Source organism: Nocardia sp. NPDC004168, assembly GCF_040610355.1.
GTDB lineage: Bacteria > Actinomycetota > Actinomycetes > Mycobacteriales > Mycobacteriaceae > Nocardia > Nocardia sichangensis.
This window is the reverse complement of sequence record NZ_JBEXME010000010.1, coordinates 215759-240123: the sequence shown is the minus strand read 5'-3', so window position 1 is coordinate 240123 and position 24365 is coordinate 215759. Positions and strand designations below refer to the sequence as shown.

At 65.4% G+C, this 24365-nt stretch carries 21 protein-coding genes and 2 pseudogenes; 13 read left to right on the top strand and 10 right to left on the bottom strand.

The features are described 5' to 3' along the window. A pseudogene (locus ABZW96_RS20360) lies at nucleotides 1-177 on the top strand (cytochrome P450); the annotation flags it as partial. Between the two features lie 178 nt (nucleotides 178-355). Beyond that, on the top strand, nucleotides 356-2248 hold the full coding sequence (locus ABZW96_RS20355) for a protein kinase (RefSeq protein ID WP_355076701.1): 1893 nt from the start codon (nucleotides 356-358) through the stop codon (nucleotides 2246-2248). A gap of 88 nt (nucleotides 2249-2336) precedes the next feature. Here the strand turns inward: ABZW96_RS20355 and ABZW96_RS20350 are convergent, their stop codons facing one another. Together ABZW96_RS20350 and ABZW96_RS20345 are read right to left on the bottom strand one after the other, a co-directional pair. Continuing rightward, nucleotides 2337-2630 carry a hypothetical protein gene (locus ABZW96_RS20350; protein WP_355076699.1) on the bottom strand — a complete coding sequence of 98 codons (294 nt, stop codon included), beginning with the start codon at nucleotides 2628-2630 and terminating at the stop codon, nucleotides 2337-2339. Between the two features lie 474 nt (nucleotides 2631-3104). Then, nucleotides 3105-3968, bottom strand: coding sequence for an NAD(P)H-binding protein (locus ABZW96_RS20345; RefSeq protein ID WP_355076698.1), 864 nt, complete (start codon nucleotides 3966-3968; stop codon nucleotides 3105-3107). 96 nt (nucleotides 3969-4064) lie between these two features. On the opposite strand from ABZW96_RS20345, the gene ABZW96_RS20340 reads away from it, so the two are divergent. Then, complete coding sequence (locus ABZW96_RS20340; protein ID WP_355076696.1) at nucleotides 4065-4808, top strand: TetR/AcrR family transcriptional regulator; 744 nt, start codon at nucleotides 4065-4067, stop codon at nucleotides 4806-4808. On the opposite strand, the gene ABZW96_RS20335 is transcribed toward ABZW96_RS20340, so the two are convergent. Then, nucleotides 4767-7589, bottom strand: coding sequence for an aminotransferase class I/II-fold pyridoxal phosphate-dependent enzyme (locus tag ABZW96_RS20335; RefSeq protein WP_355076694.1), 2823 nt, complete (start codon nucleotides 7587-7589; stop codon nucleotides 4767-4769). The genes ABZW96_RS20340 and ABZW96_RS20335 overlap by 42 nt on opposite strands. A gap of 189 nt (nucleotides 7590-7778) precedes the next feature. Between ABZW96_RS20335 and ABZW96_RS20330 the strand changes: the two genes are divergently transcribed. After that, nucleotides 7779-9065 carry a helix-turn-helix domain-containing protein gene (locus ABZW96_RS20330; protein WP_355076692.1) on the top strand — a complete coding sequence of 429 codons (1287 nt, stop codon included), beginning with the start codon at nucleotides 7779-7781 and terminating at the stop codon, nucleotides 9063-9065. Between the two features lie 59 nt (nucleotides 9066-9124). Further along, entirely contained in the window at nucleotides 9125-9592 is a 468-nt protein-coding gene (locus ABZW96_RS20325; RefSeq protein ID WP_355076691.1) for a hypothetical protein, read from the top strand. A 20-nt stretch (nucleotides 9593-9612) separates the two neighbouring features. Here the strand turns inward: ABZW96_RS20325 and ABZW96_RS20320 are convergent, their stop codons facing one another. Next, nucleotides 9613-10176: an ester cyclase gene (locus ABZW96_RS20320; RefSeq protein WP_355076689.1), complete on the bottom strand. Its 564-nt coding sequence runs from the start codon at nucleotides 10174-10176 to the stop codon at nucleotides 9613-9615. Between the two features lie 325 nt (nucleotides 10177-10501). Here ABZW96_RS20320 and ABZW96_RS20315 point away from each other — a divergent pair, with 325 nt between their 5' ends. The 4 genes from ABZW96_RS20315 to ABZW96_RS20300 all read left to right on the top strand — a co-directional run bounded on the left by ABZW96_RS20315 (nucleotide 10502) and on the right by ABZW96_RS20300 (nucleotide 16171). Continuing rightward, nucleotides 10502-10909: an OB-fold domain-containing protein gene (locus ABZW96_RS20315; RefSeq protein WP_355076687.1), complete on the top strand. Its 408-nt coding sequence runs from the start codon at nucleotides 10502-10504 to the stop codon at nucleotides 10907-10909. A 117-nt stretch (nucleotides 10910-11026) separates the two neighbouring features. After that, nucleotides 11027-14305: a protein kinase gene (locus tag ABZW96_RS20310; RefSeq protein WP_355076686.1), complete on the top strand. Its 3279-nt coding sequence runs from the start codon at nucleotides 11027-11029 to the stop codon at nucleotides 14303-14305. Nucleotides 14306-14490: 185 nt separating this feature from the next. After that, on the top strand, nucleotides 14491-15003 hold the full coding sequence (locus ABZW96_RS20305; protein ID WP_355076685.1) for a hypothetical protein: 513 nt from the start codon (nucleotides 14491-14493) through the stop codon (nucleotides 15001-15003). A 1-nt stretch (nucleotide 15004) separates the two neighbouring features. Next, nucleotides 15005-16171 carry an MAB_1171c family putative transporter gene (locus ABZW96_RS20300; RefSeq protein ID WP_355076683.1) on the top strand — a complete coding sequence of 389 codons (1167 nt, stop codon included), beginning with the start codon at nucleotides 15005-15007 and terminating at the stop codon, nucleotides 16169-16171. 133 nt (nucleotides 16172-16304) lie between these two features. On the opposite strand, the gene ABZW96_RS20295 is transcribed toward ABZW96_RS20300, so the two are convergent. Next, nucleotides 16305-16880, bottom strand: a complete 576-nt coding sequence (locus tag ABZW96_RS20295; RefSeq protein WP_355076681.1) for a TetR/AcrR family transcriptional regulator — start codon at nucleotides 16878-16880, stop codon at nucleotides 16305-16307. A gap of 78 nt (nucleotides 16881-16958) precedes the next feature. Here ABZW96_RS20295 and ABZW96_RS20290 point away from each other — a divergent pair, with 78 nt between their 5' ends. Both ABZW96_RS20290 and ABZW96_RS20285 read left to right on the top strand, forming a co-directional pair. Beyond that, the gene (locus ABZW96_RS20290; protein WP_355076679.1) at nucleotides 16959-17744 is read left to right on the top strand and encodes an SDR family oxidoreductase; all 786 of its coding nucleotides are present in this window, start codon (nucleotides 16959-16961) and stop codon (nucleotides 17742-17744) included. Beyond that, nucleotides 17741-18250: an SRPBCC family protein gene (locus ABZW96_RS20285; RefSeq protein WP_355076677.1), complete on the top strand. Its 510-nt coding sequence runs from the start codon at nucleotides 17741-17743 to the stop codon at nucleotides 18248-18250. Before ABZW96_RS20290 ends, ABZW96_RS20285 begins: the two co-directional genes overlap by 4 nt. A 9-nt stretch (nucleotides 18251-18259) precedes the next feature. On the opposite strand, the gene ABZW96_RS20280 is transcribed toward ABZW96_RS20285, so the two are convergent. The 4 genes from ABZW96_RS20280 to ABZW96_RS20265 form a co-directional block, all read right to left on the bottom strand. Beyond that, nucleotides 18260-18595, bottom strand: coding sequence for a helix-turn-helix domain-containing protein (locus ABZW96_RS20280; protein ID WP_355076676.1), 336 nt, complete (start codon nucleotides 18593-18595; stop codon nucleotides 18260-18262). 2 nt (nucleotides 18596-18597) lie between these two features. Further along, nucleotides 18598-18984 (bottom strand): hypothetical protein, encoded by a 387-nt coding sequence (locus ABZW96_RS20275; protein ID WP_355076674.1) that lies wholly within the window; start codon nucleotides 18982-18984, stop codon nucleotides 18598-18600. 72 nt (nucleotides 18985-19056) lie between these two features. Next, nucleotides 19057-19920, bottom strand: a complete 864-nt coding sequence (locus ABZW96_RS20270; protein WP_355076672.1) for a class I SAM-dependent methyltransferase — start codon at nucleotides 19918-19920, stop codon at nucleotides 19057-19059. A gap of 849 nt (nucleotides 19921-20769) precedes the next feature. Then, nucleotides 20770-21081: a hypothetical protein gene (locus ABZW96_RS20265; RefSeq protein ID WP_355076670.1), complete on the bottom strand. Its 312-nt coding sequence runs from the start codon at nucleotides 21079-21081 to the stop codon at nucleotides 20770-20772. Nucleotides 21082-22005: 924 nt separating this feature from the next. Here ABZW96_RS20265 and ABZW96_RS20260 point away from each other — a divergent pair. Continuing rightward, nucleotides 22006-22194 (top strand): annotated as a pseudogene (locus tag ABZW96_RS20260) (alcohol dehydrogenase); the annotation flags it as partial. A 621-nt stretch (nucleotides 22195-22815) separates the two neighbouring features. Continuing rightward, entirely contained in the window at nucleotides 22816-23232 is a 417-nt protein-coding gene (locus ABZW96_RS20255; RefSeq protein WP_355076668.1) for an OB-fold domain-containing protein, read from the top strand. A 126-nt stretch (nucleotides 23233-23358) separates the two neighbouring features. Here the strand turns inward: ABZW96_RS20255 and ABZW96_RS20250 are convergent, their stop codons facing one another. Next, nucleotides 23359-24303, bottom strand: a complete 945-nt coding sequence (locus tag ABZW96_RS20250; protein WP_355076667.1) for a LysR substrate-binding domain-containing protein — start codon at nucleotides 24301-24303, stop codon at nucleotides 23359-23361. Between the last annotated feature and the right edge of the window lie 62 nt (nucleotides 24304-24365).

Sequence of the window (24365 nt, the reverse complement as noted above, 5' to 3'; positions counted from 1 at the left end):
GCGCGTCCGCTGGCCTACCTGATCGCGCAAGAGGCCATCGACCAACTCCTCGACGCACTGCCGGAGATCGAACTGAACCTGCCGAACCGAACCCCCGACTGGCGACCGGGCCCCTTCCACCGCGCCCTGACCGAATTGCCGGTCACCTTCCCCCCGACCTCTCCGCTGAACATCTGACAAGATTTCTGGGCGCGGTGCCCGAAAATTGTCGAGCACCCGCCCAGGAAGGTCGGTCAGTCCCGAGTCCGGCGGAGCAACCGGGCATAACGCTGTCCGGATCCGGTAGTTGGTGCGACAGTGATAGGAAAGTTCAAGGAGCCCGGCTGTCCGGTCGGGCTGTCCGAGAGCCGCTTGCGTGCAGCGGATCGGAGGGGAAGCGGTCATTGTGCTCGAGCGTGGTGACAGGTTGGCCGGATTCACGATCCAGCGAACGCTGGGAGCGGGAGCCCAGGGGACGGTTTACCTGGCGCATGACGATGGATCGTCGCCGGTCGCATTGAAGGTTCTCGAGGCCAGGCCCGGCCGAACTCGGAAAGAACTGGATGAATTTCGTGTGGCTGTCGAGAGATTTCGGCTCGAAGCCGAACTCGCGGCAACGCTGCATCATCCCAATATCGTCGATATTCTCGGCCATGGCGACGATGGTGGGCAGCCGTGGATAGCTATGCGGTTCATCGACGGCGTCAACTGTGAGGAACTCGCCAGCGGCTCGGGATTGACTCCGGACCGGGCGGTCGGCCTGCTGATACAGGCTTCCAGCGGTCTCGACTATGCGCACCGCGCGGGAATTCTACATCGCGATATCAAGCCCGCTAATTTCCTCGTACAGTCCGATTCCGGCGTAGAGCGGCTTTGGATTTCAGATTTCGGCATAGCGCGAAATCTGCTCAGTCCCACAAACCTCACGGCCACGGGGACGGTCCACGGCACTATGGCCTATATGGCACCGGAGCGGATCCTCGGGGGAGAGGTGGACAGCAGAGCGGACGTCTACTCTCTCGGTTGCAGCTTCTTCCGAATGATCACTGGAAAAGTTCCTTTTCCGCGAGACCATGATCCCGCTGTCATGCACGCTCACATCTACGAGCCGCCACCACAGCCGAGTCGAATCAATCCGGCGATCCCGCCGGCGCTGGACGGCGTAATCGCGAAAGCAATGGCAAAAGAACCCGTTGACCGTTATCCGGATTGTCGATCCTTGGCCGACGCCGCACTACAAGTGCTCCGGGTCGCGTATGCGCCTACGCGAGTCGGCACTGTCGGCGGTCGTCCTCCAGTCGTCGTACACAACAGGCCCGCCCCGGCGTCACGCCGCGAACGGAGAGAGCATGCGCGCCGAGTAGAAGTCAGGAATCGTCCTTCGGCCGAGTTCGGTCTGTTGGATTCATTTCGCCGCCGAAGGTCTGCAAAGATGATCGAACGTCTGAGTCACCTGGCCGATCAGGTCCTGGCTACTTCGCCGGAGATGGAAGCGCTTGCGGACGGCGAGCTCCGCGAAAAGACGGACGAATTCCGCGATCGGTACGACTCCGGAGAAACTCTCGATGAATTCTTGATGGAGACTTTCGCTGTCGGCCGCGAAGCGTCCAGCCGAGTTCTGTCTTACCGGCAGAGCAAGCTCCAGATCATGGGCGCGGCGGCCGCTTATATCGGAAATATGGTAGAGATGAAGCCGCGTGACAGTACTCCGGCTCTGATCTTGTCGGTGTATTTGAGGGCCATTGCTGACGAGGGAATTCATGTCGTGACGAAGAACGAGGAGATCGCCATTACTACCGCGGCATGGGCCGGTCGGGTGTACCACTTTTTGGGTTCGAACGTGGGCGTCAACCTTGCCGGGCAGCCTCCCGAATCTCTACGTCGAGGATATGATTCCGAAATCACTTACGGCACTGTCAACTTCGGGTTCGACTACTTACGTGCCGGTATTGCGATCGGCTCCGCGCATCCGTTGAAATTCGGAACCCGAGCAGCGGTGTTCGTCGATGGCGCCGGATCTCTGCTTGCGAGTGAATCTACTGCGCGACTGGCCCTGCTGAGCCTCGGCAACGATCCGAGCAACCTCGAAGCATCTGTCCTCCAGGGGGGCCGCGTACCTGACAATCGACGTGAGGTAGCTGGAATCTCCGTCCTCGACTACTTTCGTATGTACGAGACGATCGGAGGCATCAGTTCCGAAAAGATGGACCCGGGGCTGCTGAAGAAGAATCTCAACATCGGGGTGATTTCTTTGAGTGATTCGCGATAGCGCCCGACCCACATGGTCACCGGACTTCGCCGCGACCCCGCTCGAGTGCGGCGGGGTCGCACGTACGCACCGTGATCATCAACTGGCGCTACCCCGCGATCGGCCGGACGTGAGGCGGCCGGTGGGGGCCGCCAGGAGTGCGGTCGGCGGGGATGCTGGTGGCGCTGGCCGCGTTGCCGGGGGTGAGGTTGGTCTGACCGCCGGGAGTCAGGTTGGTTTGCGGCCCGCATGCGAGGTTGGGCCAGGAGCAGGTCGGTAGGTTGGGGTCCTGGCCGGCCTGGGCCACGCCGGCCGTCAGCAGCCCCATGCCCAGCAGGGCGGGTGCTGCGGCGATCGCCAGGGCGCGGGCGAAGCGGCGGGTCGAGCGCTGGTCGATGGTCATATGGGTGCTCCTTCGTGTCGGTGTGGCGGGGCGGTCCCGCTGTCGTCATTTATGACGCTGTCCAGACTCATCGACGCTGGTCCGGGCCGAAAGGACACCCAGGGTGCGCGGCAGCGCACCCTGCTCGTGGTTCGATCCCACCAAGGTGTCGGGTTCCGATTGCCCACGCGGACACCTTTGCGCGTCGTCCCCGGCATCGCGTTCTCGATCAGCACGGGCGGCGACATCGTCTGCGGCCGCGGAATCGGGACCGCCGAGGATGGCGTATCGGGATACAGCAGCCTGGCAATCGGCGGCGACCGCCGACTCCGCCGCATTGGCCGGGCGAGCGGAGTGGACCGACTACAAGGCGATCATCCTGCAGGCCACGCGCTGATCTCCGGATCGAAGCGAATGCCGGTCACCCAGCGCGTGAACACAGTGGCCCGCAGCAGTTTTTGGCGATCGCTGCGGGCTCGCTCTGCCGACACGCCATCAAACGTGGGAGAGCTGCTCGCGCAGCACCGTACTCAAGGTGACGGGTTCGCGACCGAGCAGGGTGGCCAGTGTCGGGTCGACAGTGGCGAACTCGCCGACTCGGCTGGCGGCGAAGATGCCCAGCAACTGATCCGCCCGCTGCGCGGGAACGCCTTGGCCCACCAGCTCATCCCGGAACTTATCGTCGGGTGTCGTGGTCCTCGTCACGGCGCGGCCCGTGATCTCGGTGGCGATACCGGCGATGTCGTCGAAGGTGAGCGCTTGCCCTCCGGTGAGCGGCGGCGTGGGGCCGTCGAAGCGGCCTTCGTCGGCCAGGATGGTGGCGGCGGCTTCGGCGAGGTCGGCGTGCGCGGTCCAGCTGAACGGCCCGTCCGCGGGGAGTTCGAGCTGACCGGATTCCACTGCGTGGCCGAGGAAGTGCGCCGCGCTGGTGGCGTAGAAGCCATTGCGCAGCGACGTGAACGGCACACCGCAGGCGCGTAGTGCGTCCTCGGTGGCGGCGTGATCACGGCACGCCTGGAAGTGCGACGAGGCACTGGCTCCCATCTGGCTGGTGTAGAGGATGCGCCGGGCGCCCGCGGCGACGGCCGCTTCGATCGCGGTGCGGTGTTGTTCGACGCACTCTTCGCCCATTTTGTCGACGGAGACGATGAGTACCTGAGAGGCGCCCTCGAAGGCGTTGGCGAGGCCGGCGGCGTCGGTGAAGCTTCCCTCGCGTACCCGTACCCCTCGCTCGGCGAACGCCCGCGCTTTTCGCGGGTCGCGGACGCTGACGCCGACTCGGTCCGCCGGCACGCGCGTCAGCAGTCTCTCGACGATCTGACGTCCCAGCTGTCCGGTGGCTCCGGTCACGATGATCATGATGCGCTCCTGTGTTGCGGCGATGGTTCCAATGGAAACAGTTGAACGGTATCACTGATACTAACAATGGAACCAGGGAAGCGGTATCGTTGATATATGACATCGCGCGCACGCGGCACCGATGACGCAACTACCGTCGAGTCCGGCACGGCCACGGGCCGTGAGCAGACCCGGCAGCGGGTCATCGAGGCCGCCATCGACCTGCTGACGCGTGGGGGTCGCGACGCGGTCACCACGCGCGCGGTCGCTGATGCGGCGGGCTTGCAGCCGCCGGCCATCTACCGGCTGTTCGGCGACAAGGACGGGCTGCTCGACGCGGTGGCCGAGCACGGCTTCGCCGCGTTTCTCGCCACCAAGCACGTCGACCCCGATCCGCCGGACCCCATCGCGGACCTCAGAGCCGGCTGGGACGTCGCGGTCGAATTCGGTTTGGCCAACCCCGCGCTGTACACGTTGATGTACACCGAACCCGTCGGTACCACCTCGGCTGCCTTCAAGGCCGGCATGGAGATCCTGATGGGCCGAATCCGGCGCCTCGCCGCAGGCGGCTGGCTGCGCGTCGACGAGGAACTCGCGGCCCAGATCATCCATGCCACGGCGCGCGGCGCAGTGCTCACCTGGCTCTCGCTGCGCGAGGAGCGGCGTAACCCGGCCTTGTTGACCACCCTGCGGGAGTCGATGGTCGCCGCCGTCACCAACCAACAACCGGCGGTGCGAGACGCGGGCCCGGCAGGCGCCGCCCGCGCCTTGCGCGCCGCACTGCCCGAGCAGACGACCCTCAGCAGCGCGGAGCAAGATCTACTGCGGGAGTGGCTGAACCGCCTTGCCGCCGACGGCTGATCGCCGACCCTCGATCTTCCCGGCGCCGACACCGTCGGATGCCGCGGCAATCGGGTGCCGAGCCGCGGCCAGCCGCGCGAGCGCGGTTTCGGTGAAGACCGACAACCCGAGGTCGGGGTTGTATCCGTGAATTTCCTTGACGTCGAGGTCGGCGAGGAAATAAAGGATCTCCGTCGAGACCACCTGCCCCGGAACCAGTATCGGGAAGCCGGGCGGGTAGGGCACCACGAAGGTGGCCGATACCAGGGGCTTCCCCTTGGCGAGCCGTCGCCCGGCATCGCCGAGCAGGACGTGTTCGCGGTCGGACTCCGCATACCCGGCGTAGAAGGCCGAACGCATATCGCCGAACGAGCTGGCGCCGTCGGGACGAAAAGCGCTGTCGAACTCGCTGAAATCGGGCAGTGCGGGCAGATCCTTGGTGATCTCCTCGACCCGGCGCTGTTGCAGGGCGCGATCGGCCCTGCCACCCGCGCTCCGGCTTCTCTCGAAGTCGGTGGCGACCCGGCGCAGCACGTCGAGCAGGTAGTGCACGCTCGACCAGGTGACGCCGATCGTGAAGATCAACAGCACACTGTTGATCGAGGTCTTGTTGATCTGGATGCCGAACCGGTCCATCAGGATCTTCTCGCGGAAGTCGTATCCGTTCATGCCGGTCTTGCCGATGAACAGGGTGACCCGGGTCGGGTCGAGCACGAACTGATCGGACCGCCACGCCTCGTTCCACTCCGCCAAGCGACCCTGTCTGACCTGCCGGTAGGAGATGACTTCGGAAGGGCGGAACTCGTCGGGCACCAGGTCGTCCTCGTCGAGGATGCGGAACCACTTCCCGATCAGCCGGTCCTTACGGACGCGGTGGCGGAACACGAGCGCCATGTCGTAGACGTTGCGGACCAGCTGGAAGCCCTCGATGTCGACCTGCCTGCGCGCCAGGTCCAACGACGCCAGGAGTTGCTGGTTCGGCGAGGTCGAGGTGTGGGTCAGGAACGCCTCGGCGAACGTCTCGCGGACGAGAGCTTTGAAATCCTGGTCGCGGACATGGATCATCGACGCCTGCCGAAGCGCGGACAGCGATTTGTGGGTGGAATGCGTCGCGTACACGCGCACCCGCGCACGCTCGGGGTCGGGAAGCAGCTTGCGCTCGCTCAACTCGGCACGGTCGACTCCCCGCATCGACGCACGCCACTCGCGGTACTCCTCGGCGTACCCGGGCGAGGACAACATCGATCGGAGTTGCTCGGCGGCAACCATCGCGGTGCGCTGTCGCGCCCACGGCACGGCGGTCGCGAACGCGTACCACGCCTCGTCCCACAGGAAGCAGATGTCCGGCTTGATCGCCAGAACCTCCTCCATCACGCGCTGGGGGTTGTAGACGATGCCGTCGAAAGTGCAGTTGGTCAGCAGCAGCATCCGCACCCGGTCCAGTTGTCCGGCCGCCTCGAGGTCCAGCAGTGCCTTCTTGATGGTGTGCAGGGACACGGCTCCGTAGATCGCGAACGGCGCGAGCGGGTAGGCATCCAGGTACAGCGGGTACGCTCCGGCGAGCACCAAGCCGTAGTGGTGCGACTTGTGGCAATTGCGGTCGATCAGGACGATGTCGCCCGGCCGGGTCAGGGCCTGCACGACGATCTTGTTCGCGGTGGATGTGCCATTGGTGACGAAGTACGTCTGATCGGCGCACCACGTCTCGGCGGCTTTGTCCATCGCCGCCCTGATCGTGCCGTGTGGGTCCAGCAGTGAGTCCAGCCCGCCGGAGGTGGACGACGTCTCGGCCATGAAGATGTTGCGGCCGTAGAACTCGCCCATGTCCTGCAGCGACTTGGAGTTGAAGATGCTGGCGCCACGTGCGACGGGTAGCGCGTGGAATTGGCCGACCGGCGCGGCCGCGTAGGCACGCAAGGCATCGAAGAACGGTGTGGCGAACCGGCTGCGGACGCCCGCGAGCACCGTGCTGTACAGGTCGGTGACGTCGTTGAGGCGGTAGAACGTGCGATCGTAGACGTCCGTCTCGTCCTCGGTCTCCGCGGCGATCGACTCGTCGGTGAGCAGGTACAGGTCGATATGCGGTCGCAGCTTCCTGATCCACTCGCCGCATTCGACCCAGTCGTGGTTGCGGTCGGTCACGTTCACGTCTTCGTTGGCGCCGAGCAACGTGGTCATCAACGGCGCGCGGTCGCTGGAACGGAGGGGGAGGTCGTGCCGGATGATCGCCGCCTGAATCTCGCCGTTCAACGCGACGGCGGTGATGGCGTCCTCGATGCTCGCCACGACGAGCAGTTCGAACTGCACATCGTCCGATGGGTCGCGCAGTGCCCGCAGGCTCTCCGCCAGGCCCGCGGGAGCGTCGGGCGGAGCGTCGTCGCCGAGCAGGACGGTGTAGAACTGCTGCTCTTTGGCCCGCGCCACGAGTTCCTGATCTTCCAGCGGCGCGGAGGTGTCGAACAAGGCCGCACGGTCGCCGTACTCGGAGAGCAGGCGCACGGCCAGCGACACTTCGTCGGTGAGCCGCGCCGTCGCGAGATCGGCGAGATAATCGCGGAACGCCGCCAATCTCGCCGGTCCCGGGTACAGCCAGTACCGCTCATAGGTGCCGAGTCGATCGAGAAGACGCCGCACCCGGGCGGCTTCGTGGGTGGCGTCCAGCCCGGCCCGATTGACATCGGCGAGCCGACGGCACGCGTCGTCGAGCAGATTCCAGGTGTCGATTCGCGAGTACGACGGGTTGGCCACCGCCGCCAGCGCGGAAACAGAAAGCCCTTTCGGGCGCTCGCCGTCTCGGTGCATGTCGTCAGTTCCTCCCCCTCGATGGGCGAAGTGATCTGTCGAACGCGGTAGACCTAATTGTGCCTCGCAGCAGATCGAATTCCTAGCCGAGCGAAGAGAGCACGTCGGCAGGTTCCTCGCCGCGCTTCTCGCTCGAGGGCCGCCCGCGATATTTCCGTGGCGTCGAAGCGAGGTACCTACAATGATCGTGTGACGACTTTTCGTCGCGATAGCGAAGTCGAGCTCGGCGACTACGTCGGAGGGATCGCCGCCCGGATGAACGAGCGGGTGACGGAAATCGGCACGGCCATCCGGCGCAAACTCGAGGAAGAAATAGCCGAACTGCGCGAGGACACGCATTCGCGGGAACTGCTCGGGGCCAGCGTGCACGCGAATGTCGAGACACTGTTGCAGGCGCTGCGCCACAATATCCCGGTCGCGCGCGTCCAGGCGCCGACGGCGGCGATCGAATACGCCAAACGGCTTGCTCAGCACGAGGTTTCGCTCAATGCTCTGATTCGCGCCTACTGGGTGGGGCAGCGACGGATGAGCGAACTGGTGTTCGCGGAGGTGCGGGCCGCCGACATCACGCCGCAGCAGCGTGTCGACGCCCTGCAGACCATCACTACGACGCTGTTCAACTACATCGACTCGATCACCCGGCAGGTCGTCGCCGCCTACCAGGGCGAGCGGGAACAGTGGTTGGAGAATCAGAACAGCATTCGCACACTCCAGGTCCGCGAAGTGCTGACCGAGACGAGCGCCGTCGACGTGGACGCGGCGACCGAGTCGATCCGCTACCCGCTGCGCTGGCATCACCTCGCGCTGGTGCTGTGGTATTCGGAGCTGAGCACCGACGGTGACGAACTGCCCCGGATACAGCGGTTCGTGCGGGAACTGGCCGAAGCGGCGAACGCGTCGGCGCGCCCGCTGTTCGCCGCCGTCGATCGGGTCAGCGCATGGGCCTGGCTGCCCTACCGGTCGGTTCCCGCCGACCCGGTCGGCGCCGTACGCAGGTTCGCACGCGACCGGGCCGGCGCTCCCTGTTTCGCGATCGGCACGCTCGGCGCCGGCGTCGAGGGCTTCCAGCGGTCCCATCGGCACGCTCAGGCCGCGCGCGCGGTCGCGCTCGCCCGCGGCACGGACGATCCGACGGTCTTCTCCGCGACCGATCCGGGACTGTCCGCCGCGGCGCTGCTGGGTGGTGACATGGCGGAAGCGCGGGACTGGGTGAGCGAGGTACTCGGCGACCTGGCCTCCGACAACGACAACGACGAGCGGCTCCGCGAGACGTTGCGGGTCTTCCTGCGCACCGGATCGAGCTACAAGGCCGCGGCCGCGGAAATGAACCTGCACTTCAATTCCGTGAAGTACCGGATAACGCGAGCGATCGCGCGGCGAGGTCGACCGATAGACGACGACCGGCTCGAGGTCGAGATGGCGTTGCTGGTGTGCCAGTGGTACGGGGGCGCGGCATTGCGCCGAGGCCCGGCGTAGCGCAGATCGTTTTCACCTCCTGGCTTGAAACCCATCACCCCAAAGCAAAGGAGAAGGCAATGTCCACCATCCACTTCAAGGAGACGACGAACTCGACACCGGAGCAGTTCGTAGCGGCGCTCACCGATTTCGGGCCGGGCCGCTCACAGGTGTTCGGCAACAGCGCCGACGAATACCTCGAAGTGCACAACCAGGGCCGCCGTGAGGCCGACGTCACGGAAGGCTCGCACGGCATCTGGGAACGCCTGCACTACGACTGGTCGAATCCCGAGCGGGTCGTCATGACGACCACCGACTCGAACGTATGGGGCGGCCACTCGGGCCACACCTACACCTTCAACCGCCGGTCGGACGGGAAGACCGATGTGGATGTCGTCATCGTGCGCGAGGGCAAGAACCTGAAAGGGCGAGTCCTCGAAGTCGTGGTCGGGACCGTCGGCAAACGCGTCCTGCGCCAGGCCCTGGACAAGACCGTGAAGGCCATCGAAACCCGCGACAACGGCGGAGGAACGGCCGAACGCCCGTAACGGGTCCTGCGTATCGGCGGTCAATCGCCGAGGTCGGGTGGGGTGGTGGCCAGCAGGCGCGGGTCCGGATCGGAGCCGGCCATGGCGAGGGCTCCGGCGGCGGCTCGGCCGAGCTTCCACAGGTCACGAGGATCGCGTTTGTTCAGTCCGCCCACCAGTTGTCGGAGAATGGTGAGCTGGTCGAAGTAGATCCGTTCGGTCACCAGGTTCTCGTGCTCGTCGAAGACGAAGTAGGCCGTCATCCTCGTGCGGTGCCGGGAGCCGGTCGGGGGAATCTTGCCGAGTGATCCGAGATGTGTTCCGAGCAGCCAGAATTCGACGATGACGGCGTCATGGCTGTGCCGGAGCGCGATGAGTTCGTGGTCCTGATCGGGGAAGGCGACGCGGGTGTCGTGATAGTAGCCGCGCACTTCGCCGTCGCCGTCGTGGACGAGCATCTGCGCGATGATCTCGTAGTGCGGGTGGGGGAATGTCGACAGGGTGGCGTCCCAGTCCTGGCGGACTTCGTCGCGGAAGTGGTCGAGAACCAGTTTCTCGCGGGCTCGCAGCACGTCTTCGGGCGGCAGGTGGAATCGGGACGACATGGGAGTACTCCTTCGAAGCCGGGTCCATCAGTGCTGTGGCCGTGACTGCGCATGGGCCTGGTGCCCGGGTTGGTCCATGTGCCGGTGAGTTCGCTGGGGGAGGGAAACCGCGGATACGGAAAGCGCATGCCTCCGATATCCACAGTGTGGGTTAAGTGAGGACGAACTTATACCCACGCCGTGGATATAATCAAGGAGGTGTGCGGTCCGGCACCTCGATCGTGCGAAAAATAGGTATACCCCCGGGTAATTTCACCGTCGCTCGACGTGGCTCAGCGGGGCAGTCTGGAGCGGAACTTGCCAGCACCGCCTCGGGGAGGCCCGTATGCACACGAACCAGGTCGAGCACACTTCGAACGTCGTCGGAGGTGGCAGTGCGCTGCGCGCGGACGACATGTTGATGATCTACCGCTGCATGCGGTGCGAGAAGTTGCTCGCGCCGATAACGTCCGGGTGCTCGTCCTGCGGATCCGACGACCTCGAAAGTGTGCCGTCGTCGGGTGCGGGTTCCGTCGTGTCATGGCGGGTAGTGGATCGGGCCCCGACCGACAGGCAGGGCGGGTTGGTGCCGCTGACGATCGCCATCGTGGAGCTCGACGAAGGCCCGTGGGTCTACACATCGCTCGAAGGCGAGATCCCCTCGTCCGCGGGCCCGTCGGTGCGCGTTCAATTCCAACCCCATCCCCCGGAAGGCAGGTTCCCGGTCTTCGCGGTCAGCACCCGTTTGCCCTGACAGTCCGACTGCGCGACCCGCTGGATAAGTCCCGGCGATATCCTGGGGATACGTCACCGGGAGGTGTGCAGTGGTGGGTTTGCCAATGGGCTCGGATGGGGTGAATCGGTGTAGTCGATGACCGATGCCGATCCCTTCGCGACGCAACGCGACGCGTCCGGTTCGGTCGCGGCGGAACTGGCGGCGGCTGGGCTGGAGGACGCCGCCGAGATCGGCCGGGGTGGTTTCGGCGCTGTGTATTGCTGCAGGCAGGCTTCGCTCGACCGAGTGGTCGCGGTCAAGGTCCTCACCGCCGATCTGGACGAGGACAACCGGGCCCGGTTCTTACGCGAGCAGCGGGCCGCGGGCAGGTTGACCGGCCATCCCAATATCGTGCATGTCCTGCACGCCGACGTCACCGACGACGGTCGCCCCTACATCGTCATGCCGTATTACCCGCACGGCTCTCTGGACGCCCGGATCCGCGGCAGCGGGCCGCTGGGACTCGAGGAAGTGCTGCGGCTGGGGGTGAAGATGGCCGGGGCTCTCGAGACGGCGCATCGCGCCGGGGTGCTCCATCGTGACGTCAAGCCCGGAAATATCCTCTACACCGACTACGACGAGCCCACGCTGGTGGATTTCGGCATCGCTCATATCGGAGGCGGGTTCGTCACCGGCGCGGGCATCGTGACCGGGACGCCCGCCTTCACTGCTCCGGAAGTGATCGGCGGCGAGGCGGCCGGCCCGGCCGCGGACGTCTACGGCCTCGGCGCCACCTTGTTCACCGCGATCACCGGCCATGCGGCCTTCGAACGCCGCGACGGCGAGCAGTTGGTGGCCCAGTTCCTCAGAATCACCTCCGAGCCGGTACCGGACCTGCGCGAGCACGGCATTCCCGAGGCCGTGGGAGCCATCATCGAACGTGCCATGGCCGGTGACCCGAACAGCCGACCTTCCGCCGCGGAACTGGGTGAGCAACTCCGAGAAGCGCAGACCCGTCATGGTTTCCCTGTCGATGAAATGGCGTTGCACACTCCGCTCGCGGGGGAGCCCGAGGCCGAGTCACCAGGCCGGCAGTTGCCTTCGACGGGGTCGCGGCAGCATCGAGCGACGGAGGCTTCGTCGGGTTCGGGGAAGCTTCCGCTGGAACTGACCAGCTTCATCGATCGACGAACCGAGCTGACGCAAGCGACGAACTCGTTGTCGACCTCGCGGTTGGTGACCCTCACCGGGATCGGCGGAGTGGGCAAGACGCGGCTCGCGGTGCAAGTCGCCACCACTGCGCAACGCGACTTCGCCGACGGTGTGGTGTTCGTCGAGCTGGGTGAGCTGCTTGACGAATCGCTGTTGGCGAGCGTCATCGCGGGCGCGCTGAACTTGCAGGACCGATCGATGCGGCCGTTACGCGACGTACTCGCCGAGTTCCTCGCCGATCGCGAACTGCTGCTCGTGCTGGACAATTGCGAGCAACTGGTGGCCGCGGTGGCGGAACTCGCGGAGTCGCTGCTTCGCGCGTGTCAGCGAGTGCGCATTCTCGCGACGAGCCGCGAGCCGATCGGCCTCGCAGGGGAAGCGGTTCTGCCGATCCACCCGCTGGCCGTCCCCGATCCGGATCGGCTACCCAGGAACCCGGCCCGCAATGACGCGATGAGGTTGTTCAGCGACCGGGCCGCCACTGCCGTGCCGGGGTTCGAACTCACCGAGGACAACCAACGCCCCATCGCCCGGATCTGCCGGCAGCTGGACGGCTTGCCGTTGCCGATCGAGCTGGCGACGGCCTGGTTGCGGGTGATGTCGCCGGAGCAGATATTGCGACGCTTGACCGACCGGTTCGCCTTGCTCACTCGCGGCAGCAGGAGCGCACCGCCGCGGCAACAGACATTGCGCATGTGCATCGACTGGAGCTACGACCTGTGTACACCGGTGCAACAACGAGTGTGGGCTCAGTTGTCGGTCTTCGCGGGCAGCTTCGACCTCGAGGCCGCGCAATACGTCTGCGGAGAGGATCTGGCAGCGGAGAACATTCTGGATACGGTCGCGTTCCTCGTCGACAAGTCGATCCTCATTCGCGAAGAGTCGGCGGGGGTGGTGCGGTTTCGGATGCTGGACACGGTGCGTGACTACGGCCGCGAAAAAGGGGAGCGGACCGGCGAATACCTCGAACTCTGCCGTCGCCACCGTGACTGGTACGAACAGCTGGCGATCGATGCGAATGCCGACTTGATCAGTCCTCGGGACTTCGAGTGGGTCGGACGGTTGCGCCGGGAGCAGCCGAACATGCGGCAAGCGCTGGAATTCTGCGTGTCCGACAGCCCCGAAGCCGGAATCCGGATCGCCAACGCTCTGTTGCCCTTCCGGTTCTCCCACGGCTCCCTCGCCGAGGAGCGTCGCTGGCTGGAGCGTCTGCTGGCCCGCCGCACCGGCACAGTCACCGTCGACCAGGCCGCGGCGATATTCGCGACCTCCCTCATAGCCGCAGTACAGGGCGACGTCTCAGGGGTGGCCGATCTGGTACGCGAAGGGCACGCGTTCGCCGAGCGGACGACCGACCCGCTGATCCGCGCACACATCGACTTCGCCGATGGACTCCTCGCACTGTTCAATGGAAACCTCTCCGACGCCCGCCTGTATCTCGAGAAAGCCCTCCAGGTGTATACCGAGCGAGGCGGCCCTCTCCTCTTCCGAGTCGACGCGCTGACCTTTCTCGGTCTCACACACGGACTTAGTGACGACAGCGCGCGGGCCATCGAATATTTCGAACGCTCTCTCGCGCTCATCGAAGAACACGGCGGGACGGTATATCAGGCCTACGCGATGTGGGCGCTGGCTATTTCGTTGTGGCGTCGAGGAGATTCCGTGCGGGCGACTCGACTCATCGTGCGAGCACTGCGGGTGAGCAGGAAGGTGGACGACCGCACGAACCTCAGCATGTGCCTGCAAGCACTGGCGTGGATCGCAGCCGACCACGAAGCTGCCGAGCGTGTGGTCGTCTTGTTCGCGGCCGCCGAACAGATCGGCCGGTCCGTGGGTACCGCGCCGACCCAATTCCCAGAGCTGCTCGCTTATCAGGAAGAGTGCGAGCGCCGAACTCGAGAAGCCATCAGCGAGCACGCCTACGCCGCGGCCCACCGGGAGGGCGCCGCGCTCGATCTCGACGCCGCGATCGCCTACGCCCTGGGTGAACCGGCCTCACCCTCGGCGCGAAATCCCCTGGGCAGCAAATTGACCAAACGCGAGCGTCAAGTCGCCGAACTGGTCGCCGAAGGCCTGACCAACAGGGAGATCGCCGCTCGCTTGGTGATCTCGCCCCGCACCGCACAAGGCCATGTCGAACACGTGCTGACCAAACTGGGCTTCACCTCGCGAACACAGGTCGCGGCGTGGATAGCGGCCTCACGCAACTCCTCGGCAACATGAGCGAGCTTTCACGATCGACTACGCATTTCTCGGTCGGTCAACCGGACGAATGATGTCGCGGCCGATCCGTCGAAGTCGGTGCGAGAAAGCCTGCGCGACAAGCCGCGTCCGCGACGATGCTCGGTCGGCGGCTACGCTCATCGCGGTATCGGCATAGGTGACGTGATCGACAAGGGGAAGGCGTAATGGAGGATCTCGCCGCGCGATTCGAGGAGCTGGGTCGCCTGGTACCGATCCCCCACCCATGGGACGTAACGGAGTACATCGCGCGGGTGGCAGAGTACCGGGAACGGCCGATCACGTTGTGCCCGATCGATGTCGGCGCACTCTCGGAGAACGGATGCGGCACCGGAAGCGGCCTGTGGATCGCCCGTGCAGGCGACGACGTGATCATGTACGGAGCCGACACCGAATGGCATGCCGATCACATCATCGCCCACGAGATCGGTCATATGTTGCTCGGCCACGGAGGAACTGCGAGCGGTACCGATGGTGCCGCGGCCGATCTGCCGTTGCGCGAATTGATGCCCTCGCTGTCGCTGGAAACCATCCGCAGCGTACTGCGCCGCCAGGACTACGGAAGTGAGCGCGAGCGCGCCGCCGAAACCTTCGCGGACCTGTTGCTCGTCGAAGCGATGCTGCCGAAGCGGTCGGCGAGCCGGTTCCGCTCGACGTTCTTCCGAAACCGGCATCGGTGAGATGACTTCCCCGATCCCGGGTTCGATCACCTGGCCCGTCCTGACAGGTATCGCGTTGGCGCTCATCGGTCGGTGGTGGCTGTTGCCGGACAGCGTCGTCGACCGGCTCGTCAACCGCGCGCTCGCCGCGGCTCTCCTCGAACACCTGTTGCGGGAGTCGTGGTTCGAACAGTCACTGACCCGGCTGCTGCCCGGCGACAACAGCGACGTGGTGAACATCGCCCGGCAGCTCTCGCTGGGAGCAACCGTGCTGGCCGTCTCGAATATCTACGGCATCGCCAAGCTGTGGGCAGGCGCAGACCCCGCCCACACGTGGCACAGGCAGCGGCGCTACTACCTGCTCACCCTCACCGCCACCGTTGTCATCCTGATCGCAGGGACGCCCGCCCGCCGCGCCGACCAGTTGATCGACCAAGCCCTCGGCTGGCCTGCCGTCGTGATCTGGATCGCGTTTTCCCTGCCGCTCGGTGCGACGGCTGTGCTCGTCAGCCGGGCAAGCGTGCGCGAGATGCGCGCCGCGGGCGATAGCCCCTGGCAGGAACGCGCACTGTACACGGTGGTCCTGTGCACCGCGGTGGGCATGGGGATTGTCGCGGTCGCATACCCGATCGATTCGCTTGTCAGTGTCCTGACCGGCCAACCGCCATTCGATCCCGAAATGCGCTGGAAAGCATGGTGCGGGTTCCTTCTCTCGGCGGTCGGCGCTCCCGCTGTGGTCACGGTGCCGCTGATCAGCGCCTTGGTCTCCCACGTCGGATGGGACCGCACCAGCCGATATCGCCGCCGCTTGCAGCCGATGTGGGCCGATCTCACCGCAGCCGTACCGGAAATCGTCATGGAGACGCGGCGCGACCTCGACGGCCGAACAGACCCGGCCATCCGTCTGCACCGCATGACGGTCGAGATCCGCGACAGTCTGCTGCATCTCAAGCGCTACAGCGACTGCCCCGACGATCTGGCCGCCACCGGCGGCGACCCGCACATCTATGCCCGTCGCGTCGCCGAGGCCATCGCCACGAAAGCTGCCGGGCACGCCCCGCGCGCGAGCCGGCTCACGCCGCGGCACCAAATCCAACCGGGGGCAAGGGATCTCACCGCGGAGCTGCGCCAGCTCCTCGCACTCGCCAAGGCATGGCCACACGTCCGCGGCCTGACAAAATCGCCGTAGCCGTCGCGCGTCGGTGTATCCGCCGCCGTCGACTGCTCGAAATTCCTCATATCGACGGTGATGGTGTCGCGAAAATCGTCCCCACGCGAACGTCCGCCTAGTCAGGGCGCCGCAGGGTGGATGCCACGGGTGGTCACGGTAGCCCGGCGAGGGCCGCGACGACTGCCCATGCGTCGGCACGTGGTTCCGAAGTCCAAGGGGCCGTTGGTTTGTGGATCCGTAGCGAGACCACGCCGTGCAGGGCGCACCACGCGCGCAGCGCGAGGTCCGGGGACTTCTCGGCGGCCGGTAACAGATCGGCCAGACGATCCAGCAGATCCAGTCCCGGCCCGGTACCGGGCTCGATCGAGGGATCGGGTCGTTCGAACAGCAACTGGTAGGCGCCGGGATGATTCTCGGCCCACGTCAGATAGGCATCGATCAGCGAACGAAGCCGGTCGACGCGGGTGCCGTCGGGCATGTCCGCGGCGTCGAGCGCATGCCGCAGCCGGCCGAACAATTCCTCGGTCACGGCATAGTTCAGCGCATCTTGAGACGGGAAGTGCATGTAGACCGCGCTGGGCGCGACACCGCAGGCCCGGGCGATGGCCCGCAGTGACGGCGTCGGCAACGACTGCGGTTCCAGCAGCAGCTCGATCGCGGCGGCAACCAACTCCGCGCGCAGCTGCTCGCCCTCTCCGCGCGCTCGTCGTTGGCGTGTATCGGTCATCGAGGCTCCCTTGACATGGATCACTGAACAGATGTTAAGTATAGCTAGCTGAACACCTGTTCACCTTCAGGAGGCGACATGAAGAACTGGGATGGCGCGACGGCGGTCGTGACCGGTGCGAGTAGCGGAATCGGCGCGGCATTCGCCACGGCCTTGGCGGAAAGACGGTGTGACCTGATCCTGGTCGCCAGGCGCGAGCATCGGCTGCGCGAGCTGGCGACAGACCTCGAACACACCTTCGGTATCCGGGCTCGGGTCGTCACCGCGGACCTTTCGATCCCCGCGGATGTCGAGCGCCTCGCCGCCCTGCTGAGCGCGGACGAGCACCCGATCGACGTACTGGTCAACAACGCCGGTTTCGCGACCCACGGCCCGCTCGCCGACCACGACCGCGCGCGCGTGCGCGAGGAGATCGCGGTCAACATCACCGCCGTCGCGGAACTGACCCGGGCGGCACTGCCGGACATGATCCGGCGCGGCCGCGGAGCGGTGATCAACATCGCCTCCACCGCGGCGTTCCAACCGATCCCGTTCATGGCCGTCTACGGCGCGACGAAGGCGTTCGTGCTCTCGTTCACCGAGGCGTTGTGGGGCGAGCTGGAAGGTAGTGGCGTCACCGCGCTCGCCGTGTGCCCGGGCGCCACCGATACCGAGTTCTTCGAGGTGGCGGGCGAAGCCGCCAGTGTCGGACGACGGCAGACATCGGAGCAGGTGGTGGCGACCGCTCTGCGCGAACTGGACCGTCGCACGCCCCGGCCGAGCGTGGTATCCGGGCTGACGAACGCGGTGTCCACGCGTCTGCCGCGGTACCTGCCGCGCCGCACCACGATTCGCCTGACCCGTGGATTGGTCGCCGCGAAATGACCATGTACGCCCTGCGTCCCAGCAGCCTGCGCGATATCTCTTCGATGCGCCGCCACCTACTCAGCGAACGTATCGTGGACGCATCGGCGCAGCGAACCTTCGACATTCTCGCCACCGGGGAAGGCCAAGGGGAGTGGGCCGACGGGTACCGGGCCACCACCTGGTACGGAAATGCTGCGCATGACGTGGGAACGATCCGCGACATTCACTTGCGCTGGATCACGGTGCGCGAACGATTCCTGGCCTGGGAGCCCGCCGCCCGTTTCACGTTCTCCGCCGATGCCATGTCGATCCCGCTGGCGCGCCGAATGATCGAAGACATCACCTTCGAGCCGCTCGGCCCCGGCCGCTGCCGCATGGTCTGGCAGGTACACCTCGACCCGGCGCCGGCGCTGCGCCCGGTCGAATCATTGGTGATGCGACGCCTTTTCGAGCCGATGTTCGACTCGTTCGCCGCCGGACTCGCCGGATTCGCTCGCACACATAGTACTCGCGGGATGGTTTGACCATGGCGGCTAGTGAAGTTGGCGGTCCCAGTCTTGGGCCCATGCGGTGATCGGTTGCAAGCTGTGGATGAGTCGTTGTCCGATCGGTGTCAGCGAGTAGCCGTTCACGTGGTCGACGATGCCGGCCGCCGTGAGTTCATGGAGCCGACGGGTCAGCACGCTCGAGGAGATTTCGCCGCATGCCGTACGCAGTTCGCGGAAGGTCGGTGGGTGTGCGGCTCTGTCGAGTTCCCAGATCACTCGCAGGGTCCACCGCCGCCCGATCAGGTCGAACAGGGCCATGATCGGGCGGCCGGTCGAGGAGCCGCGGACGGGATGTCCGGGTCGTGGCGCGTCGGTGGGCATGGCTATCCGGCCTGGCTGGGCAGAGGTGAATCCTGCAGCCGCCGTGCCATTTCCGCGATCGCGATGCGCAGGGTTCCCAACGGACGCAGGAACAACGTGACGTGTGTGATCCGATCGGAGGCGTCGCGTTCCTCGCGCAGCATGCCCTGCAAGTGGTGATCCTCGACCTGTGCGGTGAACGCGAAAACCCCGTCCCGTTCGGCTCTCCACTGGTTCGTCTCGGTGATACCACCGAGCACTGTCGAGATCAGTCCCAGCACGTGTGTGGCGTCCTCGCGCCCGTGATAGTCGGCGACCGGGCTGGTGAAGATCGCGTCGTCCGCAAGATGCTGTGCGAGGTCCTGCGAGCGGTCGGCTTGCCAGAAGGAGAGAACCACACTGTCGCTCATGCCTCTATTTTAGAGGCATGAGCGACAGTGTGGTAGGCGCTGGTCCGGCGGCCGCAACCGCGGCAGACGAACTCAGCGGCTCGCGCGCAGTATGCGGATCGCGCGCAGTGCGGGGGGCGGTTCGCCCTCGAAATTTTCGGATCCTTCGAGGTAGCCGGCGATGAGGTCGGGGGCGGAGTGGTCTTCGAGGTCGGTGAAGCCGAGGGCGCGCAGCTGTGCGGCGAGGTCGTCGGGCGTGAAGTAGCTGAACACGGGTTCACCGAGGCCGGCCAGCCGATCGGCGCGGGCCTGCTGGTGCGCACGGTCGTCATCGGTGTCCGCGGGCTGCAGGTAGTCGAAGACCACCTCGACCGGCTGGGCCTGACCGGCGATGTATTCGAGAGTGGCGTGGGCGGCGTCGGGAGTCAGATAGAAGACGACGCCGAGCCACACGAAGACGGCCGGGTCCGTCCGTTCGAATCCGGTGGATTCCAACGCCGCTGCCAGCGTCTGGGTTTCGAAATCGACCGGCACGAAGGTCAACGTCTCGGGGCGGTCGATTCCGGCGGTAGTGAGGCGTTCGCGTTTCCACGCTTGGGTGGCGGGGTGGTCGACCTCGAAGACACGCAAGTCCGGGCGCGGATTGCGGTAGGCGAAGGTGTCCAGACCGGCGCCGAGGATCACGACCTGCCGCACACCGGCGGCGATGGCCGCGGCCACGGCCTCCTCGGCGAAGCGCGCGCGGGCGGCGAAGAACAGTCGGCGGGGCCGATCGCTGACCCCGTCACGGTGGTGATCGGTTGTGGGTGTCCCCTTTTCGGCCAGGTCCTCTGCGGTGACGCCGAGTAGACGTGCCGCCAGGGGGTCGGTGAAGATTTGTGGTCGGTCAGCGATCTGGTGATAGGCGCGGGCGTACGCGGTGATGAGCGCTGTACGGCTGGGTCCGTCGTTATCCATGTTCGACAACCTAGTCACGAGTGTGGCGCACGCTCTATGCATTACTCACGCTCACTCCGATCTGCGCACCCGCAACCCGATGATCACCTCGCGACTGGTTATCGCGATGTCCGACAACCGCCGCCGGTAACGGCTGTGAACCCGCCCGGAGCACCCCGCAGCCGGAACACGCCACCGGATCCTCACCGGTAGCAGCCTCGATCCGCACTGCCGAACCCGCCGCGCGCACCACCTCGATCCGCGCATATCCCTACCGAGGGTCAGGAGCCGTCGGATACACGGTCCAGAACGCTATCGTCGGCTATCGGCTATCGGCTATCGGCTATCGGCTATCGGCTATCGGCTATCGGCTATCGGCTATCGGCTGGACTACTCCGACCCCATATTTCCCATTAGCTGGGATCGGTACGGATCGAGCCAACCGGCCACCGCCCTCCAGTCGGCTGGGGTCATTCGAGCAAGAGGATGTGCCGCGAACTCGAGACAGTATGTGTGCAGGCGTCGACGCTGATCCGCTGCCGATAGCAGCGCTCTTCTGCATCGTGAGCAGAATCTGTTCGTTGTTGTGTTGATGTTCTCGTCCATTGTTCTCCCGCCAGTAAATGCGCGAAGAGGATCGGAACCGGTTGTGTAGCGCTATCGAGACCGAGCCGATCAGTCGTCGGTTACGAGCGACTGTGTCCATGTCCACGTAGCTGCGAACAACCATGCGAATCGGTGACGTCCAGGCGAGCTGGATCGACACGCTCAGGATCCGGCGACGCTATCGCGCTTCGGCCGTGCCATGTACGGCGAACTGTCGCGTGACGTGCGTGGCACGGCGACTCGCTGACGAGCCTGCCTGAGGGGTCATCGGTGCGAGATTGCTCGAGTTCGGAGCGGCCTCGACAATGCGCATGCGCAGTTCGAGTCGGCGATCTGACCCGAGGTGGAGCGTATTCCAGCATCGGCTGGTCGCGTCGGGTCGATTCTGTCGCACCATTGGCTGTGCAGTGTTCGCCAGCCTTCGGGGGCCGTGCGGATCCACTTCTCTTGCAGCTCTGCCGCAGCCAAGGCGGGGTTCTCGCGCTCGACTTCGTTTTCCGCGTGTGCGGCCCGGTCGACCAGCGCGGTCCAGCGGTGGAAATCCTGATGGAGTGCCTGTTCGGCCTTCTTGTGCACTGTCAGCTCCTAAGGTGACGGTTGTCGTTGTTTTTCTGAACCTGCGCTTCTGGATGGTGCGCTCGGATCACCACAAGTCGGATCCGTATATCGCGAGCGTTGCTGTGGGCGGTGACTGGTTGTGACGTATCACGGCTCCTGGCTCACCTTGGTAAAATTGATGCACCGCATCAGATTTCGATCTACCGGTACTCGAATGTGCCGATGCCCCTCGCTGTGCGTATTGAATAGCTACATGCTCGGTCGGCTGCATGTGCGGTAGGTGCGGCCACGGCTACCATGCCCGTGGCGCCGAGGGCGACGCCGATGCGTTCGCGATTCGCGCCGCAGCGCTGGTATAGATGTCGGCAGTCAGACATTGTGCATCGATCTCTTGTACGGAAGGATCGGATTCCGACAGCGCGTAGGGCTGCACGGACCCTTGGAGAGAGCCGCTGAGGCTCGCCGATGGAGCGGTCTTCTGTTGTCGGATGCTCAACTCTCCGGCGTCACGCATTCGCGCGGCTACCATCCCGTCATCACGGGGCTGACCGCGGTGCCGGGTGGCCAACGTTTGATGTCGGCTTGGTCACAATTCAAGCACAGACGATTAACTATGCACAGGGCAAGTGGGGACTTTTCTATCAAAAGCCGCAGGTCTGCCATGGCTTCGTCGCCCAACCAGCGAATTTGCTGATTGCATGTGATGCATATCACATGCGATATCTATTGACGGTTACCTGACCCTCTGTGTCCGACTTCCGGCTCGATGGAGCGGACATGAATTCGCCACCTGAGTGTGGTGGCGTGGGCCGGCGACCGGGCTGAGGGCTCTGCAACGAGTCGGTGCTACGTCGGCATGGTCTATTGCCGTGCGATGTTGTCGCAGTGCGGGATTCAGCCACCGCTGTATTTTTGGGGAGGCGGAACGCGCCGCACTCGCGGCGCCAACTGCACATCCACGGAGCCAACGGGTCCGCACCCGAACACAACAAGCGCGCACTCGAATACATCTCCTCAGGGCAAGTGCCGGTGAAAGACCTCATCACCCATCGCATCCCCCTCGAAAACGTGCTGGACGCATTCTCGATCGTCAAGAACGGCGCGGCCATCAAGGTGACCGTGGAGCCTTGAGCTGTCGGCGGCCTTCCGTGCCCCGGCCGCGGGCCGGGGACGGGGGAGGCCCTCTGCGGTCCGTGTCGCATCACGGACCCAGATGGGCAACCGTGCACACGGGTGTGCAGAAGGTCGATCGGACGGTGAAGAACACCGCACCATCGCGAGTTGCGGTGCGCCGCGATCGGAGATCACCCGGACGCCGCCTCCTCGAATAGGTCAAGGGGTGACCGGCCACGCCCGGAGTTGTTCCTACAACAGCTGAGATCACTATCGAACCGGGAACGTCCGGCAGTCTTACCGGCTTGCAGTACCTGCGACGTGTCCGTGGCCTTGGCAGCAGATGTCGGGTGTGTGCCGATTCGTCGGCGGGTACCCGCAGGTTGCGCGAGCACTGAGGTTGTGGCGCTGGAATCAGGTGCCGAACAGCGAGCGAGGTTGTCAGAGATGCCGCGGGCTGGTGCGGAGCGTGAATGCAGTGTGGCCTGTCCAGGCCCTGTGGCTGACAGGGGGTTTTCCGCCGCGCCGGTCGGTTGAGGCGGGAAATAGGTATACCGCGGGTCATTCGACCGTCGCCGGGCGCGTCTTTCCATCGCAGGCTGGAGCGGAACCTGTCAGCACCCTCTCGTGGAGGCCCGTATGTACCCGCCTGACCTGGAGAAAACTGCGAAGTGCCTCGGCGACGACAGCGGGCTGTGCGCGGATGACGTGTTGATGATTCACCGTTGCGTGCGGTGCGCCAAGCTGCTCGCGCCGATCACGTCTGGGTGTTCGTCCTGTGGATCCGGCGAGCTCGAGCGTGTGCCGTCGTCGGGTGCGGGTTCGGTCGTGTCGTGGCGGGTTGTCGACCAAGCCTCGTCCGATCGGCCAGGTAGGTTGGTGCCACTGACGATCGCGATCGTGGCGCTCGACGAGGGCCCGTGGGTCTACACCTCCCTGGAAGGGGAGATCCCCTCGTCGCCGGGTCGGTCCGTGCGCGTTCGATTCCAGCCCCATCCATGGGAGGACCGGTTCCCAGTCTTCGCGGTCAGCGCCGATCCCCGAAATTCGGCGTAGTGGCCCGCGACGCGCCTATCCGATCGAGACTGATCGATGCACCGCTCACCAGATCAATCTGTCTACCGAGGCCACTTTGCCACGGGTACGTCGGTGTCCAACCAGTGCCGTAGCGGGGTGGGCCTGCTAGGTAGCGTGCGCTGCGGCTCGGACCAGCGCCGCGACAGTTGCCACGCCGGGCGAGTTTTTTGATTCTCGGTGGGCCAGCATGAGATCGACCGTTTCCGGCTGCCGGAGTGGTCGGTAGGTGACGCCGTCCAGTCCTAGGCTGCGGACGGGTTCGGGGGCGAGGGCGACGCCGAGGCCGGCGGCTACGGAGACGGCGAGGGTGGCGGTTTCGCTGACTTCCAGGACGGGGGGCCGGAATCCGGCGCGGGCGCATGCGTCGAGCACCAGGTGGTGCATGGTGGATCGGTCGCCGGAGGGGTGGGTGATGAAGGTTTCGCCGTCCAGGGCGGCGAGATCGACCGGATCGGTGTGGGCTAGTGGGTGGTTGACGGGGAGGACGGCGAGAAGGTGTTCGGTGCGCAGTGTTTCGAGCACGATGTTCGGCGCGTCGGGGCTCCGTGCGAGCAGGTGGTGGAGTCCTCGGGCTGGTCCCGGTTCGGAGCTCGGTTGGGGTCGGACCAGTGCCAGGTCGTATTCGCCGGTGGCCAGGCCGTCGAGCAGTTGCGGGGACAGCAGTTCGCCGCGCACTCGCAGGTCGATGTCGGGGAGTTCGGTGCGGACCATCCGGGTCAGGCGGGGGAGGACGTCGTAGGTGGCGGTGCCGATGAAGCCGACCGAGACGCGGCCTGCGCTGCCGCGGGCGAATGCCGCCATGTCGTCGGTGGCGCGTGCGCATGCCGCCTCGATCCGCCGGGCGTGTTCGGTGAAGCGTTCGCCCGCGGGGGTGATCTCGACGCGGCGGGTCGAGCGGTCGAACAGCTGGATTCCGAGTTGGGTTTCGAGTTGTTTGATCTGTTGGGACAGGGCGGGTTGGGCGATGTGGACGCGAGCTGCGGCTCGGCCGAAATGACGCTCGTCGGCGAGGGCGAGGAAATAGCGCAGGGTCCGCAGGTCGAAGTCCACACAGCCATCCTATCGCTGCTACTTATCAATTCACCCGAAATGAGTATTGGACTGCATCAATC

Coding starts and splice junctions, on each gene's coding strand:
- ABZW96_RS20280 (WP_355076676.1), bottom strand. CDS start 18,595: ATGCCCACCGACGCGCCACGACCCGGACATCCCGTCCGCGGCTCCTCG.
- ABZW96_RS20340 (WP_355076696.1), top strand. CDS start 4,065: ATGACATCGCGCGCACGCGGCACCGATGACGCAACTACCGTCGAGTCC.
- ABZW96_RS20305 (WP_355076685.1), top strand. CDS start 14,491: ATGGAGGATCTCGCCGCGCGATTCGAGGAGCTGGGTCGCCTGGTACCG.
- ABZW96_RS20270 (WP_355076672.1), bottom strand. CDS start 19,920: ATGGATAACGACGGACCCAGCCGTACAGCGCTCATCACCGCGTACGCC.
- ABZW96_RS20290 (WP_355076679.1), top strand. CDS start 16,959: ATGAAGAACTGGGATGGCGCGACGGCGGTCGTGACCGGTGCGAGTAGC.
- ABZW96_RS20300 (WP_355076683.1), top strand. CDS start 15,005: ATGACTTCCCCGATCCCGGGTTCGATCACCTGGCCCGTCCTGACAGGT.
- ABZW96_RS20345 (WP_355076698.1), bottom strand. CDS start 3,968: ATGATCATCGTGACCGGAGCCACCGGACAGCTGGGACGTCAGATCGTC.
- ABZW96_RS20325 (WP_355076691.1), top strand. CDS start 9,125: ATGTCCACCATCCACTTCAAGGAGACGACGAACTCGACACCGGAGCAG.
- ABZW96_RS20320 (WP_355076689.1), bottom strand. CDS start 10,176: ATGTCGTCCCGATTCCACCTGCCGCCCGAAGACGTGCTGCGAGCCCGC.
- ABZW96_RS20335 (WP_355076694.1), bottom strand. CDS start 7,589: ATGCACCGAGACGGCGAGCGCCCGAAAGGGCTTTCTGTTTCCGCGCTG.
- ABZW96_RS20285 (WP_355076677.1), top strand. CDS start 17,741: ATGACCATGTACGCCCTGCGTCCCAGCAGCCTGCGCGATATCTCTTCG.
- ABZW96_RS20255 (WP_355076668.1), top strand. CDS start 22,816: ATGTACCCGCCTGACCTGGAGAAAACTGCGAAGTGCCTCGGCGACGAC.
- ABZW96_RS20315 (WP_355076687.1), top strand. CDS start 10,502: ATGCACACGAACCAGGTCGAGCACACTTCGAACGTCGTCGGAGGTGGC.
- ABZW96_RS20295 (WP_355076681.1), bottom strand. CDS start 16,880: ATGACCGATACACGCCAACGACGAGCGCGCGGAGAGGGCGAGCAGCTG.
- ABZW96_RS20350 (WP_355076699.1), bottom strand. CDS start 2,630: ATGACCATCGACCAGCGCTCGACCCGCCGCTTCGCCCGCGCCCTGGCG.
- ABZW96_RS20310 (WP_355076686.1), top strand. CDS start 11,027: ATGACCGATGCCGATCCCTTCGCGACGCAACGCGACGCGTCCGGTTCG.
- ABZW96_RS20275 (WP_355076674.1), bottom strand. CDS start 18,984: ATGAGCGACAGTGTGGTTCTCTCCTTCTGGCAAGCCGACCGCTCGCAG.